This is a genomic window from Cuniculiplasma divulgatum (genome assembly GCF_900083515.1).
GTDB lineage: Archaea > Thermoplasmatota > Thermoplasmata > Thermoplasmatales > Thermoplasmataceae > Cuniculiplasma > Cuniculiplasma divulgatum.
In genome coordinates, this window is record NZ_LT671858.1 from 1713690 (window position 1) to 1728045 (window position 14356).

Consider the following 14356-nt stretch of genomic DNA (forward strand, 5'->3'; position numbering starts at 1 on the left):
TTAAATAGTTACACCCATATATATAGCGAGGTAGTTCTATGAGATACAGACTTGCGTTAATCGTTGTTGGGATCACAATAATATCTGTTGATACTGTAGTCTCTCTCAGATATCCAAAAATTCTAATTTACAGTTATTGGGGGTCCTTCCTTGGATTCTTCGTCCCCTTTGGGATTGGCCTGTCAGTTCTCCTGTATGGCATATTTAAGGCACGTGATTATGGAATAAATCCGATTATTGGGACAATCGGATCAGGAGGCTTTACAAGAGTGATGAGACAAAATAGGATTCAGGGCACAAGAATGTGGAAATCCGACCACGACATTCTTTCTGATCTGCCTGGGGCGGTGAAATCACCGGATGGTAAGACTGTAGAATACACTAACATGTTCATAAGAAAACCATATGGGACAACGAAATATTCTAGAATGCTTAACGAAGCGGCGAATAAATACCTTAGCGGTGAATTAGATGAGGAGGGCTTTTACAACTACGTCGGAAAACATGGAGCGAAAGAGGAGCAAATGCTCGAATTCATTAAGAAATTCAAAAATGACTATAAATGAGATGATAAAATGGTTAAATTTCATCCGATAAACAAAGTAATGACCGTGGGTACCTTTCTGTTCTTCGCTTCTCTTATTGTTTTAGCTATAGGGACAATTTTTCATTCTAACGGTCCAATATTGGCAGATACTTTTCTGTACGGAGGATTAGCTTTCCTAATTTCTATCATTCTCCTGACAATAGGTGTACTCACCGGTGCACGAAGTGGTAAACTCAGACAGAGGACAGACGAGATATTTGGCAAGAAACAGAAAAGAGAATAAGGTGTTAAAGTGAGCATTCAAGGAGCTGTAAATCCAATTGCTGAGTAAATACCCACATCATTTGCTCTTTGTCATTTTAGTCTCTATCGTGACACTTATAGTCAATGTCCTTGCATTCTACACAAGGAATGTCTCTAACTATCTCTATCTTTTCGACATAGCTTATGTAATTGGAAACAGTGCCCATTTTGTTGCATTGTCCATCTCATCAAATGGCATTAGTGTTGAGGATGAAAGAGACCAAGATAGCCTTGGTTTCTGAAACTCCTGACTAAATTGCAGGATGCCCAACGGAAAGGCTATAATGAAAATGCCTTTCTAGAATTGTGCTTCTTTCTACGCCCATAGATTACCGCCTTCCCGAAGATAAGAATGCGGAGATGGTGCTGAGGACCATTCAGGACAGAGAAAGAAGTTTTGAGAGGACTTACACCACAGACTTATACATGATGTTTTCAGACAAAATGGAGGATGAGATTACTTCCACCAACGAGCTCAAGCACGAGTGGATCGATAAAGCCATTAAAAGGCTCAAAAAGAGAAACTTCATCGACAGAATTCAGGATGAAAAAGATAGGCGAAGGGTAGAGCTCAGAACCAGGTCCGAGGAAATATACACCCATATGATCAAAAGGGACCCCATGCTCTTCTGGAAGCTGATAGAGAAGGGTCACTTTTATTTCATAGTCAGGTTCAGGAATTCCGGTGGCAATGTGATATGCCCGGAATGCGGCCGCCGCAGGCCTCTTATTGCCGATATAACCGGCAACAGGGCCGCAAGATACGTGGTGAATGACGATCTGCACATAGATGTAACAATCAGGCACCTTGCCATCAGATTCGACTGCGGATGCGGATATTCCTACTCGGATGAGGTTGATATGTTCGATCCTCTGACCGTGGAGGACTTTTCCAGACTTCATGATGCCGCAGACAACCGTCGTAATCCAGTGTAAATCGACGTATTATCCTGAAAGCCATCGTTAAGCATGGGAGAGCACGCCAGAAAGATTGATATTTCCGGAGTTAAAGTAGCTTTTGTGCGCAATTTTCCCTCGCATCCATTGTCAAAAATACTGCTTTCTGAGCCGGACAGCGTAACAGGTGAGGAATTGCTTGCGAAAGCCCAGACCTGGCTAGCTTTCTTCCATGGAGAGAAAGAAAATGAGTAGAAGGCAGAGAGTAATTTTGGGTGAAAACGAGCCAGAATACGCAGGAACTGTCCAACCGGAGATTGTGCGTTATGAGATAGCGAATCCCCGAAAGAAGGGCACAATAGAGAGACTCCAGGAGACAATCATTGAGAACACCGTGAATCAATACGAAATCGAAGACCGGAGGCAGATAGCAGCCATACGGGATTTCATGGAGCGGAATCCCGATATTAGTTATGTAGAATATGAGTCTAACCCCGTGTTGAGCATGGACCTTGTGATTACAAGACGTGGTCTCATATTCAAGCGTGAAGAAGCCTCGATATCGGCAACGCTCACCCCTAACAGGAGATTCAGGGCACAGAGGTGAATTATGGAAGCCGAAGATCTGTTCACTGAGGTGTTTCCCGCCATGGCGCTGATCATGATTATTGCGGGTTTCCTTGACCCCACATTCTGGCCAATGCTCCTTCAGTGGCTGGTATCGGGAAAGGCATTCCTGATGGTTCTTGCAGCTTCAGCATTCCTGATAGTTATTGTTGGAGGCGTTGTTCTGATCTACTATGCAATCGTTGCTCTCATCTTCATAGCGATATTTTCTATTTTTGTCCTGGCTCCCCTGTATTTTCTTTATCTGGTTCTGGGGCTCACATACTCTGTGATTCTGGGGGCTGTTGTCGGTGCCGTTATCCTGCTGTATCTCGTGGAAACCAGGACGGTGAGGATCGAGCAACACACCATAACACTCTCCGTGCACAGGAAGTACATTGTCAAAAGGTAGACAGAATGGATAAATATTTGCGATGCGAAGACAGAAATATGCGGGAAATGGGCTTTTCCGATCTCATCAAGGCACGAAAGGTCCTATCCAGACCAATAATAGAATTGCCCATAAGGAACGAGGAAAGACTATTCTATCATCCAGAGAAAAGGCTCAAAAGGTTCACAGGTAGAACTGCAATTGCTTACGCAATAATCCCTGACGCCGAGAGAGGGAAATTCAGGAGAGAAGAATGCTCTCCAAAGGCGTCTTCCCTCGGGGACTATATCATCCACAAAGGCAACAGGAATGTGTCAATAACGGGAGTATCAGGACAGGGCAAGAGCTATCTGACCACTCACCTAATATCGATATTCAGCGACAAGGAGATAATCATTTTCTCATTCAAGCCAAACGACCACGAATTGCACCTTGGAATTCCGGTCATAGATGCAAAGGAGTGTCTACCCAACCCATTCAGCGATATGAACGCCTTTTCTGAGGCATACATGACCGCATTCTTTGGTGACAAGACCTCATCCGGAATACAGCTTCAGCAGACTCCAGGATTCCTGCAGGAGCTTGCTTCCGATAGCAACAGCTGGAAGGATTTCATGAAGAGGCTGAAAGATAGGAAGAGATCTGCATCCAAGAACCAGGTGGAGGCACTGAACGCCATAGAACAGAACGTGAAGAGCCTGGTTATCGAGGATATGGGAAGCGTAGCTCTTGATGATGGAAGTGTTGTTTTCGACTTCTCATCCTTACCGACAAAGCAGGCTCAGAACTTCTATGCCGAGCTTGTGCTGAGGCAGATATACAGGGAAATGGAAGAGCGCAAGAGGAATGATGTTCTTATCCTGATCGATGAAGCCCATCGCCTGACCAAGTCATATCATACAATCCTTGATGTCATGTCCCGCGAGATAAGAGACAAGGGGATGCTCTGGATCATCACACAGAACCTTATCGACATACTGCCTGAGATGAGGGCAAACTTCGGCACGAAATTTACATTCAGGCTGGGAGACTCCGATCTCAACCTTCTGTCATATAACCCGCTCATGAGATACGCCGTCGAGGTGCTGCAGCCAAGACAGTTCATTGACATAGAATTTCCTGAAGGGTCATCATTCTCGCCTGTGTTCACGTACGTTTCCAATGGTTCGGAGCACAGAGATATACAGAAGGTCGTAGCGGTGGTATCAGAGCCAGGAAGGGAAGAGGGAGCCGGAGGGAGAGGAGAGGCTATCGACTACAGGAGGGAGGCCCTGGAGATACTCAGCGACAGGATGTCCTATGCGACGGAGATGGGAAAGATGATCGCCGAGAAGTACGGCGTCACGAAGGACCAGGCAAAGCTCAAGCTGAAATCCGCTCTTGAAGAACTTAAGAACAGCAACGAGGTCGGCAGGGTAAAATACATCAGGGACGGAAAGCCAATAGTGATGTACTATTCTAGGAGCCCGAACCTCTCCAACCTACATACGGGGATGCAGAGTCAGGTCGTTGGGATACTGAACGATTTGGGCGTCAACATAAACAGGATATCCGCCACAGGTGAAAGAAGCGCATTTGACATTGAAACCGACTTCTTCATGGTAGAAATCGAGACTGGCCTGAAACACAGCATGGAAGACCTGAAAGATAGGATTCGCAACACAAATCTGAGAGTAATAATTGTGGTTCCAAACAAAGAGCTAATGGAGAAATATACAGGATTAGGAGAGAACGTCGCTGTTGCTACCATAGACTCCATCAAGTTCCTTCTTGAGGAGCCTCAAAAGAATAGAGGCTCATAAATGTAGCATGAAGAGGATGGCCAAAACTATAACGAATGCGATACCTGCCTTGACTAGACTCTTGAAAATAACGAATAGAATGAAGAATACAATCAGTGCTCCTCCAATCGAGGCTTCAATTGGTGAAATTGGAACTGCCATGTTTTATATTGGTAGAAAGGGGATAATAATCTTCCATTCTAACAGAAGTTAACCGCTAACCGTTATTCCAAGAGAGTTAACCATAAACTTTTAACTCTTTCCACACAAGCTTGATTGATGATCATATCCATCGCCAACCAGAAGGGAGGATGCGGTAAGACAACCACCGCAGCCAACCTCGGAGCATTGCTTGGGAAGAAACATCGCGTACTCTTAGTGGACATAGACCCGCAGGGAAATCTGACCACTCATTTTGGTATCAACAAAGCGGAGCAGAAGCATACAATCTATGATGTGATGCTCAACGGAAGGATTGAGGACGCAATCCTACAGAAAGACGGAATCGACATAGTGCCCAGCACCATCGATCTTGCGGGCGCAGAGGTGGAGCTAACCGGAAAAATTGGCCGTGAATACATCCTGGATAACGAGCTAAAGAAGGTAGCGAGGAAATACGACTTCATCATCATTGATACGCCGCCCAGCCTTGGGATATTCACCATCAACTCGCTGGTTGCATCCGAGTACGTTCTAATACCTGTACAGGCTGAATTCTTTGCCCTGGAGGGATTGACGCAACTCATGAGAGTCATAAAACTCGTGAATTCAAGGCTTTCAAGAAACCTGAAGCTGCTGGGATTGGTCATAACGATGTTCAATTCAAGAACAAGGTCTTCCAGGGAAGTTCTTGATGATGTCAGGAAGCATTATTCAAAGAACCTGCTTAAGACAATTATTCCAAGAAACGTGACCATAACGGATTCCACCATGGCAGGTTCTCCTATTGTAAAATACAGGAAAAATGCCCCTGCGTCAAAATCCTATGTTGCGCTTGCAAATGAAATAGAGAGAATAGTCCAGGTGAAATGATGGCAGATATTAAGAAGAGAGGCTTGGATAGTCTAATATCACAGAATTCCAGCACCACTGCTGAAACAAGCGAAACACCAGAGAGATATACAAAGACCATAGGCTTCAAGGTGACGGAAAGGCAATATGAGACCTACAGAAGGTTTGCTAAATACTTCGGAAATGAGGAACTCATAAAGAAGTGGCGTTCCGATCTTGACCACATAGCGCAGGAGAAGGGCAAGGATATGGAAAGCGTGGAAACTGAAATCAGGAAACGGTTAACAAAGTAGCGGTTAACAGTAAACTTGGATAAAAGGGAGGTATATGACCTTGGTAAAAGCTAAAGAGAAGGAAAACACGTATTGGTACTTCTCCGATGGAGGTGGAGTAAGAATGATAACATATTCCGGCAAGCTGTTCTGGGTAACCTTTTTCGTAGTATTTGTCTTATTTTGGTTGTTTGTAGGAATTGGTGGCGCTATAGGTGGCGCGATTACTGGTGGAATAGTCAGTATTGCTTTCGAGGCCGTTGTAAGTTCACCAAAAGTAAAAAGATGGGATAGCATGCCCTTGAAACAACTTGAGGGTGAGGAAAAAAGCAAAACCCTTCCCTGGTCAAGCATGAAGAAGGTGACATTTAACGCGCCAGAACGGTTGGAGGTCACAGTGGACGAACGGGTGCATAAAATGAAGGTTCTAACGGATGTGGAAGTGACTCAGAAACTCCTAAAGGACCATTTGGGAAGTAGATTTTCAGAGATTTGAAGAGTGTGGAGCCCGTTATCGAAAAACTATTAACAAAGTCATGGTTAACCGAAAACCTCATTCGGAGAGACAAATTCGATATCATAAGGCGATAGAATGGTCAAGTTGGATGAAAATCTATTCCAGTGCGAAATTTGCAAGCTCCACTATGAGAACAAGACCGATGCTGGTAAATGCCAAGAATGGTGTAGCCAGCATAATTCATGCAACCTAGAGATAACTTTCAGGTCCATTGAAGCTTCAAGAAGTAGGCGAACATTATCCTGATTTTTATGTCACTAAACTTGTAATTTTAGTAACGCCGCTAAACACAGGATTTTAATAACGTATGCGCCCCTAAATTCTATGAATTAAATGACACTCGCTTTTGCCTACGTAAGAGCCAGCACGCAGGAAGAGGTCAGGCAGGGCTCAAACGAGAGACAGAAGGAGGTAATCAGACAGTGCGCCGAGCCCAGAGGCTACGAGCTTGAATTCTTTGAAGACAAGGCAAAATCCGGGAAGAATACGCAGAGGCCCGAATTCGAAAGGATGCTGAAATCCCTTGACCTGAGGCCTAAAGTGGTCATAGTATCAAAGATCGACAGGTTTGCCCGATCCTTATCCGACCTGTTAAGAACGCTTGAATACCTTGACCAGAAGGGCGTAGGATTCGTCAGCGTCAATGACCCGGGCATAGATACCACCACCCCAAATGGAAGACTCCTGCTGCAAATTCTGGGCGCCTTTGCTGAATTTGAAAGGAACATAATCAATTCCCGCACCAAAGCTGGCAGAGAGCAGGCAATGAACAAGGGAGTTAAATTTGGAAGGCCTGCACTGAAAACCAGGAATGGGAACTTCATAGACAGGAGAAAGGTTCTAGAGCTGAAAGGAAAAGGTCTGTCCGCCAGAGCTATAGCGAAGTCCATGGAATGCTCAGTAACCCCGATACTGAGCATTCTTAAGGAAACCCCATAGTCTCACGGAAAGAGAGAGAGTCGCCGAACGCGTCAGTGTCCTTCTTATATATTATATAACTAATACAATAGACATAACATACCAGAAAAATGGAATTTAGTTATCTTTTGAACAGCATTATCCTATCTGGAAGCCTCACTCGTTTTCTGACACTCTCTCTCCAAAATGTGAAATTACCATTTTACAACACTGCAATATTCGGCTTGTTCGGAAGTCTTAAGAATTTTGCGTGTCCAATAAAATAGTTGCAAGGGTAATTCTATGTCAATGAAAGACCCCATATCGTTTGTGGAGGCAAAGGTGAAGGAACGAGCCAAGGAGACGAGCAACATAAAGAATGCAATCATCTTCGACATGGACTTCAAGCCACCAAGAATACTCATAAGAAGCGAATTGAACAAGGTAACAAACGACCTTGCTGATTACGTTAACCTGAATCTTCCAAGGCACATAATCATCTATGGTTCCAAGGGTTCAGGAAAAACCCTTAGCGCGCTAACAATAGCATCCGCCTTCAGGGAGAGCAAATCCATGCCTTTCTTCTATGTGAATGCCAGAGAGAATCCCACTTCAACAAAGATCTATAGAAAGATGACAAGAATAGACAGCCGGGGTCACGACATAGACGAGGTGAAGAGCAGGCTCGATTCCATGCTCTCTGGGAAATCCATCGTCATTCTTGACGAAGTCGATTTCCTCCAGGATTATGACGTACTGTATCACTTATCCAGACACACAAAGGCCAATCTTATCCTATTAACGCAGAAGGTCTACTGGTACAAGGACATGAACGACGAAAGTGTCAAGAGTTCGATGCAACCTGACCACATAGTGTTCCATGAATACAACGCTGACGAGATTCGCGAAATATTGAAAATGAGGGCAGAGGAAGGCCTGAACAAGTTTGACAGGGAAGCTTTGGGACTGCTTTCGGCAATGCTCGTCAGGGAATACAGGAGCGATGCAAGAATAGGGATAAAAGCTCTTGAGATACTGGGCAGGATCAACAAATGGAACGATGACGCAGTTAAATCAGCATTAAGGCAGGCTTACGTTGAAGTGGAAGGCGAAACCCTCAGGAACCTTGGCGGCAGAGATTTATTGATTCTCGCCTCGTTGATCAAGAATCAGGACACCAACAAGGCATATTCAGAAGTAACAAATATCAACAATTTCCTTGTAAAGGGAATGAGCAAGTCAACATTCTTCCAGAGTGTCAACTACCTGCAGAACCTTGGCCTTGTCACGCTGATAAAGAAGAAGATAGGCAGATATTATACTATGGAGTCGCAAATATTATTATAGGATGAGTCTATAGTATCAGGAGAGCTGAAAAAGAGGTTGTGAAATGGTCAGAAATGAAGATGAATTTTACCAAGACTTAAAGAATATTTTTATTGGTGCCAAAGTTGAGGGAAATTCTGGCTTTGTAAATTTAATGAAGATAAAGTCGACATATTTTGAAAAGATTCTCAAATTTTTGAAATCTGATATTGAAAAGGAAACGGCTGAATTCCCAGAATTCAAAGAAGAGTTATTTACTAAGCTCCATACATTCTTCAGAACTTACTTTTCAGAATCAGGAAGTATATATTTTAGTTATACGCCGTTAAAATCAAAAGTATATGAAAAAATATATACCAACAATCAGGACGTTATGCTTTTTTGGAAAACCAACATGCTTTACTATGTTAAGACTGACAATCTATACAAGACTTTATCAATTAGTTGCGAAATAGAAGGTTCAGAATATACAATCAAATTTGATGCAACTCAGATAGAGGGGAAGAGGTCTAACGAGAAAAGGGTACTAATCTTTGAGCTTGAGAGCATAAACGATAGAACCATAACGTTCAAACCGCAATATTCAGAACATGGAAAGGAAACAAAGGTATCTGAGATTTTAAAAGAGTTCTATAGAAACAACATAAATATAACTGAAGATCAACTAGATGGATTGTTCAAGACGTTTAAGAGACAGACAGAAGTCGACTATTTTATCAATAAAGATGCAAAGGCATTTTTGAGAGAGCAATTCGATCTATGGTTAAAGAATTACATTTTTGATGATGAGAGCGATTATTCGGAAAAGAGACTTAAACAGTTAAAAACCTTAAAATATATTGCTTACAAAGTAATTGATTTTGTTGCCCAATTTGAGGATGAACTGGTAAAAATATGGAATAAGCCTAAATTCATTCTAAACTCGAACTATGTCGTAACCTTAGACCGGATTGTGCAACAGGAGGGTGGTTACCAACTCCTTCGTGAAATAATAAGTCATGCTAATTTTTCTGAACAGGTTAAAGAATGGGTAGATTTAGGAATAGTCAAAGATGATTTTAAAGAGAATTCGATTATAGTTGCGGAAGGTTCTTCAATCAGTGTAAACAGCAAGTACGAAACCCTCCCCATCGATACCAAATATTTTAAAGATATGGAGCTAAAGATAATACAGCTATTTTCTAATTTAGACGCGGAGCTTGATGGGTACTTAATACACGGCGAAAATTATCAGGTTCTTAGGACAATTTTTCCCAAATGGAGGGAAAAAGTCGAATTGATTTATTTAGACCCCCCATTTAATACAGGTAACGATTTTATCTTCCTAGATAACTATCAAGTATCTTCTTGGTTGACAATGATCAAAAATAGACTTGACATTTTATATCCTTTCCTCAATCCACAAGGCAATCTATATCTACACCTTGACCACATATCAGAGCATTATGCGAGAATCTTGTTGGACAATACTTTCGGAGCTGATAACTTCAGAGCGAAGATAACATGGAATACGGGCGAAAATATATCTGGATTTAAGTCACAGGCATTAAACTGGATCCGCCAAGCTGACTTTATACACTACTATGTAAAAGGACCATCACCAGTTTTTCATAAAGCATATGAACTGCTAAATCGAGAAGATGCCAACATAGGTTGGTTGGATGTTATTGGCGATAATAAAAAGTCACTTTACGTAGAAAAATGGAACAACGGAAGCTTTGTTCGTGATAGTGTTAAGTATAGAGTTAAAGCCAAAGGTACGGTCTGGAACGACATCTATTCTTTCCAGTATAGCGAGCCCAGGATCACAGAGAGTTTATCATTTGCCAGTAACCAGAAACCGGAGAATTTGCTCAGACGGATTGTTCAAACTTCATCCAACCCACAAAATTTAGTGTTAGATTGCTTTCTTGGGAGTGGTACTACAACCAGTGTAGCTCAGAAGCTTTCAAGAAAGTGGATAGGAATAGAAATGGGAGACTACTTCAACGAAACCTACTTAGACGTGGTAAAAATAAGTAAAACAAAGGCTGAGGAGGATTCTGAAAACAATGAAGAGCTAATAGAACGAAATAATCTATCTATCATAAAAGTGATTTCTGAAACAAAGAATGAAATGACCGTTATCATGAGAAAAATTGGGGCACTTGGAAGAATGAAAATCGTATTGCATGGAGACAAAGAGTTCCGAGCTATCCATAGCCCTGTTGTCAGGCGGCCACATCTAAGCAAAGATGTAAATTGGAATGGGGGAGGATTTTTCAAGTACTATGAGGTGGAACAGTATGAGCAAGCACTAAAAAACACCCATTACAGTGATTCTGAGCCCTTTTTTAAGTTGAATACTGATGATGTTTACAATCAATATGTTTTCCTAAAAGATAAAAAAATGATTGACAGAATGGAAGTAGATTACAAGAATAATAAAATAAAGATCAAGTACGATGAGATTTATCCTAATATCGACCTCGCGGAGACTCTGTCTAATATTAAGGGAAAGTTCATCAAGCGAATAGAAAAAGATGCAGTTATCTTTGAGGACGATGAAAAAGTATACTTCTCAGAAATAGATTTCCAAACAATTAAACCCCTAATTTGGTGGTAGAATGGCTAACAATGAAAAGGTACGACCAGTTTACCAACGACTTATTGCAGACATAACACTTGAGGTCTTGCCAGACACCTGGGATTTCAAATTTGAAAGGTTCTCTGACAAGAAATTTCTGTACGATTATCAAAAGGAAGCTTTGAGGTCAGGATTGAAATTTCTATATAATTACTATGCCAATCTTTTACACTTTCCGGTGTCTGATTATGATAACAGTGTCTTGGAAGGGAAAAAGTCACTCTTCAACTCAATCAAAGCACAAATAAAGCATGCAGACGCATTGGGCGTCTCAACTAAAAATAGCAATATTTTCAAGATTGCAAGTAAATTCTACAGTTCCGAAGATGAAAGGATACCGTTCTTCAACTTCACGAACAGAATGGGTTTTTGGATGGCTACAGGTAGTGGAAAGAGCCTTGTAATAGTCAAACTGATAGAAGTTTTGCACGAACTTAAAAAAAGAGGAGCAATTCCCGATGAAGACATCTTATTTCTCACGTATCGGGAAGACCTAATAGACCAAATTAAGGCCCATATCGACGAGTTCAATTCGTTTTCACCATTAAAAATAAGGTATTGGGATTTAAAAGAATACGATAACGTAAAGCATAATTTACTTTTTAGCAAGGAGGACATAAACATATTCATCTACAGGTCAGACCTGATTTCAGACACTTCTGGCGAGAAGCTCCTATCATTCGAGGATATTGAAAACAATGGGAAATGGTACATAATCCTTGATGAAGCACATAAGGGCAATAAGGAAGACTCCAAGAGGCAGATTTTCTACTCAATCCTCTCCCGAAATGGATTTCTTTTCAATTTCTCTGCCACCTTCACTGATGCTTGGGATTTGATAACAACGGTTTTTAACCTCAATTTAGAAGCTTTTACTGAAAGAGGATATGGGAAGAATGTTTACGTTTCACAACAGAGCATGGAGGCATTCGAAAGGGAAGATGATGACCCCAATTTTGAGGAAAGAAAAATCATTGTTCTGAAGACTCTGATCACTTTAGCAATGGTTAAAAAGGCACACCAAGAATTGTCGCTTACTTCGGATAAGGTCTATCATAACCCGCTGCTGGTACTTTACGGAAATACCACAAGTATAGAAAATTCAGATCTTCAAATATTCTTTGAAACTCTGGGAGAAATAGCGCTCAATAAGATAGACATGAGTTTGTTTGAGGAGGTTAAAAGTTCTATAATAGATGAGTTAAAAAATCAGCCGAATTACGTGTTCGGAAATAGAAAGCTTACATTGGGGAACGCTGAATTCACAAATCTAACCTTCGATGATGTTTTAAAATTCGTTTACAATGCCGACAGCACTGGGAAAATAGAGGTAATTAGGACACAGGCAAATAAGGAAGAACTTGCATTCAAACTTAAGACTTCGGATAAATATTTTGCCTCAATTAAGATAGGTGATATAACAAAATGGTTAAAGGATACCCTATCAGACTACGAGGTGAGCGAAAATCCCATGGAAGATAGCTTTTTTAGCAATCTTAATAGCAACAACAGTACTATTAACATACTTATGGGTTCCAGGGCTTTTTACGAGGGCTGGGACTCAAACAGGCCAAACGTGATGGTTTTTGTAAATATAGGGAGCGGGGATGCAAAAAAATACGTCCTACAATCGTTAGGCAGGGGAGTAAGAATAGAACCGCTTAAGGATAAACGCCAAAGACTTGAAACCTTGTCAAAGAACGGAGACATCGAAGCAAAGCAAGTATTTTCTCTTGTACAGGAAAAGAAGAAGGAATGCTCAATATCGCTTATAGAGACACTGTTCGTTTTTGGAACGAACGAACAAAACCTAAGAGAAATAATGGAAAGTATAAAATTTGAGCGAGAAAAAGCTGGTGAACTTATAGATGTTAGGAAGAGTAACTTTGACTTCAATCCAACACTTCTTTTGCCGATTTACGTTGAAAAGAAAGAGGTTCAGTTAAAGGAGCTACCAAAATTCAGAGGCAATTTCAAGCTTTTGGAAAATTATGTTAACTGGATTGGCGATGATAGAGTAATCTATGCACTCTATTCAGATAGATCCAGACCCGCCGCTTTGAGCAGATTACACGATTATTTGGAAGCGGACAATTTTGTGAATAATGATTTGAATAATGCCCATAAACAATTGTCGAATCTCATAGACCATCTTAATACCTCTATGAAGGAAATGGACAAATTTAAAGAACTTGAGGACGAGATCATTCATTTTAAAGAAATCAGTGTGGAGGTGATATCCGAAGATAAGAAAAAAGAGCTAACTGACAAGATAGATGAGGTAAGGAGATTTAAAAATCCGGAACTTATTAAGAATGAACTCAAGAAGAAACTTGAATCTAAAGAAATAGATATTGATGAATATACTTCTCAGATAGAGAAACTGGCAAGCAATAAGAAGAAATTACTGTTCGATTATGATGAAAGTAAAATAGAATTGATCAATATAGCTCATCATTACTATTTACCAATAATTTTAGCGGCATCGGACAAGGCAGATTTCATAAACCATATAATCAAGGTAGATAGTGAGACGAAATTTGTCCACGACCTAGATTCGTTTATATCAAGTGACAAGGGCAAGAGCCTTAAAATAGACTGGTGGGTTTTCTCTAAAGTCGATGAAAGTCTTGATAGAGTCAATATACCATACTATGATGGAGAAAAAAACAAGATGAGAGATTACTCTCCAGACTTCATCTTCTGGCTCAAGAAAGGGAATGAATATAGGGTAGTATTCATTGATCCTAAGAGCACCAAATATACAGATTATCAACAGAAAGCGGATTATTTCAGTAAACTTTTTGAGGACCATAGCTCGCAGAAGACGTTTCAGTTTGGTGATTTTTCCATAAAGGTGTATCTATTCATGAGAACAGATAACCCGAATTCAGTTGGTAAGAACTATAGGAAGTACTGGATAGATGATGTTGGTCAGATATTCTCTGTTTTCTAGAACAAACCAAAGCCTTGAAGCTCAGGCTCAAATTCACACCTGACCCCTCTTTGAGCCTTCGCCAATTACTATGTGCCCTTCGCTCGCCTGCACGCCGAGCACAGGACCCCATGCTTCGCCTTCAATCAAAATTCACCCCTTACCCCTCTTTTGATTTCCATCTCGCACTCTTCTTCGAAGAGCCCCTCATTCGCCTTGCTCATTCAGGGTGGTGTCCTGTGCTCGC

The 14356-nt window shown here is 41.3% G+C and carries 16 protein-coding genes; 15 read left to right on the forward strand and 1 reads right to left on the reverse strand.

The features are described 5' to 3' along the window. Positions 1–38: 38 nt before the first annotated feature. The 8 genes from CSP5_RS08485 (at position 39) to CSP5_RS08515 (ending at position 4546) form a co-directional block, all read left to right on the forward strand. Positions 39–566 (forward strand): hypothetical protein, encoded by a 528-nt coding sequence (locus CSP5_RS08485; protein WP_148690136.1) that lies wholly within the window; start codon positions 39–41, stop codon positions 564–566. 9 nt (positions 567–575) lie between these two features. Next, positions 576–830, forward strand: a complete 255-nt coding sequence (locus CSP5_RS08490) for a hypothetical protein (protein ID WP_148690137.1) — start codon at positions 576–578, stop codon at positions 828–830. A 37-nt stretch (positions 831–867) separates the two neighbouring features. Next, positions 868–1092 carry a hypothetical protein gene (locus CSP5_RS09815; protein WP_172399452.1) on the forward strand — a complete coding sequence of 75 codons (225 nt, stop codon included), beginning with the start codon at positions 868–870 and terminating at the stop codon, positions 1090–1092. A gap of 64 nt (positions 1093–1156) precedes the next feature. Continuing rightward, positions 1157–1786: a helix-turn-helix domain-containing protein gene (locus CSP5_RS08495; protein WP_148690138.1), complete on the forward strand. Its 630-nt coding sequence runs from the start codon at positions 1157–1159 to the stop codon at positions 1784–1786. A 33-nt stretch (positions 1787–1819) separates the two neighbouring features. Beyond that, the gene (locus tag CSP5_RS08500) at positions 1820–2002 is read left to right on the forward strand and encodes a hypothetical protein (RefSeq protein ID WP_148690139.1); all 183 of its coding nucleotides are present in this window, start codon (positions 1820–1822) and stop codon (positions 2000–2002) included. After that, positions 1995–2354, forward strand: coding sequence for a hypothetical protein (locus CSP5_RS08505; protein WP_148690140.1), 360 nt, complete (start codon positions 1995–1997; stop codon positions 2352–2354). Before CSP5_RS08500 ends, CSP5_RS08505 begins: the two co-directional genes overlap by 8 nt. 3 nt (positions 2355–2357) lie before the next feature. Beyond that, positions 2358–2765 (forward strand): hypothetical protein, encoded by a 408-nt coding sequence (locus CSP5_RS08510; RefSeq protein ID WP_148690141.1) that lies wholly within the window; start codon positions 2358–2360, stop codon positions 2763–2765. A 5-nt stretch (positions 2766–2770) separates the two neighbouring features. Continuing rightward, positions 2771–4546 carry an ATP-binding protein gene (locus tag CSP5_RS08515; RefSeq protein ID WP_148690142.1) on the forward strand — a complete coding sequence of 592 codons (1776 nt, stop codon included), beginning with the start codon at positions 2771–2773 and terminating at the stop codon, positions 4544–4546. On the opposite strand, the gene CSP5_RS09820 is transcribed toward CSP5_RS08515, so the two are convergent. Beyond that, positions 4541–4687, reverse strand: coding sequence for a hypothetical protein (locus CSP5_RS09820; RefSeq protein WP_172399453.1), 147 nt, complete (start codon positions 4685–4687; stop codon positions 4541–4543). The genes CSP5_RS08515 and CSP5_RS09820 overlap by 6 nt on opposite strands. Before the next feature lie 117 nt (positions 4688–4804). Here CSP5_RS09820 and CSP5_RS08520 point away from each other — a divergent pair, with 117 nt between their 5' ends. The 7 genes from CSP5_RS08520 to CSP5_RS08550 all read left to right on the forward strand — a co-directional run bounded on the left by CSP5_RS08520 (position 4805) and on the right by CSP5_RS08550 (position 14130). After that, positions 4805–5557 carry a ParA family protein gene (locus CSP5_RS08520; protein WP_148690143.1) on the forward strand — a complete coding sequence of 251 codons (753 nt, stop codon included), beginning with the start codon at positions 4805–4807 and terminating at the stop codon, positions 5555–5557. Continuing rightward, positions 5554–5829, forward strand: a complete 276-nt coding sequence (locus tag CSP5_RS08525; RefSeq protein WP_148690144.1) for a hypothetical protein — start codon at positions 5554–5556, stop codon at positions 5827–5829. Before CSP5_RS08520 ends, CSP5_RS08525 begins: the two co-directional genes overlap by 4 nt. 40 nt (positions 5830–5869) lie before the next feature. Further along, positions 5870–6304, forward strand: coding sequence for a hypothetical protein (locus CSP5_RS08530; protein ID WP_148690145.1), 435 nt, complete (start codon positions 5870–5872; stop codon positions 6302–6304). Between the two features lie 354 nt (positions 6305–6658). Further along, entirely contained in the window at positions 6659–7264 is a 606-nt protein-coding gene (locus CSP5_RS08535; protein WP_148690146.1) for a recombinase family protein, read from the forward strand. Positions 7265–7525: 261 nt separating this feature from the next. Then, complete coding sequence (locus CSP5_RS08540) at positions 7526–8569, forward strand: Cdc6/Cdc18 family protein (RefSeq protein WP_148690147.1); 1044 nt, start codon at positions 7526–7528, stop codon at positions 8567–8569. A gap of 43 nt (positions 8570–8612) precedes the next feature. Continuing rightward, entirely contained in the window at positions 8613–11153 is a 2541-nt protein-coding gene (locus CSP5_RS08545; protein WP_148690148.1) for a DNA methyltransferase, read from the forward strand. Position 11154: 1 nt separating this feature from the next. Next, complete coding sequence (locus tag CSP5_RS08550; RefSeq protein WP_148690149.1) at positions 11155–14130, forward strand: DEAD/DEAH box helicase family protein; 2976 nt, start codon at positions 11155–11157, stop codon at positions 14128–14130. Positions 14131–14356: the final 226 nt, after the last annotated feature.

Bases quoted from the DNA above. Each gene is read 5' to 3' on its own strand.
- CSP5_RS08545 (WP_148690148.1), top strand. From the start codon at position 8,613: ATGGTCAGAAATGAAGATGAATTTTACCAAGACTTAAAGAATATTTTT.
- CSP5_RS08485 (WP_148690136.1), top strand. From the start codon at position 39: ATGAGATACAGACTTGCGTTAATCGTTGTTGGGATCACAATAATATCT.
- CSP5_RS08550 (WP_148690149.1), top strand. From the start codon at position 11,155: ATGGCTAACAATGAAAAGGTACGACCAGTTTACCAACGACTTATTGCA.
- CSP5_RS08520 (WP_148690143.1), top strand. From the start codon at position 4,805: ATGATCATATCCATCGCCAACCAGAAGGGAGGATGCGGTAAGACAACC.
- CSP5_RS08490 (WP_148690137.1), top strand. From the start codon at position 576: ATGGTTAAATTTCATCCGATAAACAAAGTAATGACCGTGGGTACCTTT.
- CSP5_RS08510 (WP_148690141.1), top strand. From the start codon at position 2,358: ATGGAAGCCGAAGATCTGTTCACTGAGGTGTTTCCCGCCATGGCGCTG.
- CSP5_RS08500 (WP_148690139.1), top strand. From the start codon at position 1,820: ATGGGAGAGCACGCCAGAAAGATTGATATTTCCGGAGTTAAAGTAGCT.
- CSP5_RS08525 (WP_148690144.1), top strand. From the start codon at position 5,554: ATGATGGCAGATATTAAGAAGAGAGGCTTGGATAGTCTAATATCACAG.
- CSP5_RS08535 (WP_148690146.1), top strand. From the start codon at position 6,659: ATGACACTCGCTTTTGCCTACGTAAGAGCCAGCACGCAGGAAGAGGTC.
- CSP5_RS08540 (WP_148690147.1), top strand. From the start codon at position 7,526: ATGTCAATGAAAGACCCCATATCGTTTGTGGAGGCAAAGGTGAAGGAA.
- CSP5_RS08505 (WP_148690140.1), top strand. From the start codon at position 1,995: ATGAGTAGAAGGCAGAGAGTAATTTTGGGTGAAAACGAGCCAGAATAC.
- CSP5_RS08515 (WP_148690142.1), top strand. From the start codon at position 2,771: ATGGATAAATATTTGCGATGCGAAGACAGAAATATGCGGGAAATGGGC.
- CSP5_RS09820 (WP_172399453.1), bottom strand. From the start codon at position 4,687: ATGGCAGTTCCAATTTCACCAATTGAAGCCTCGATTGGAGGAGCACTG.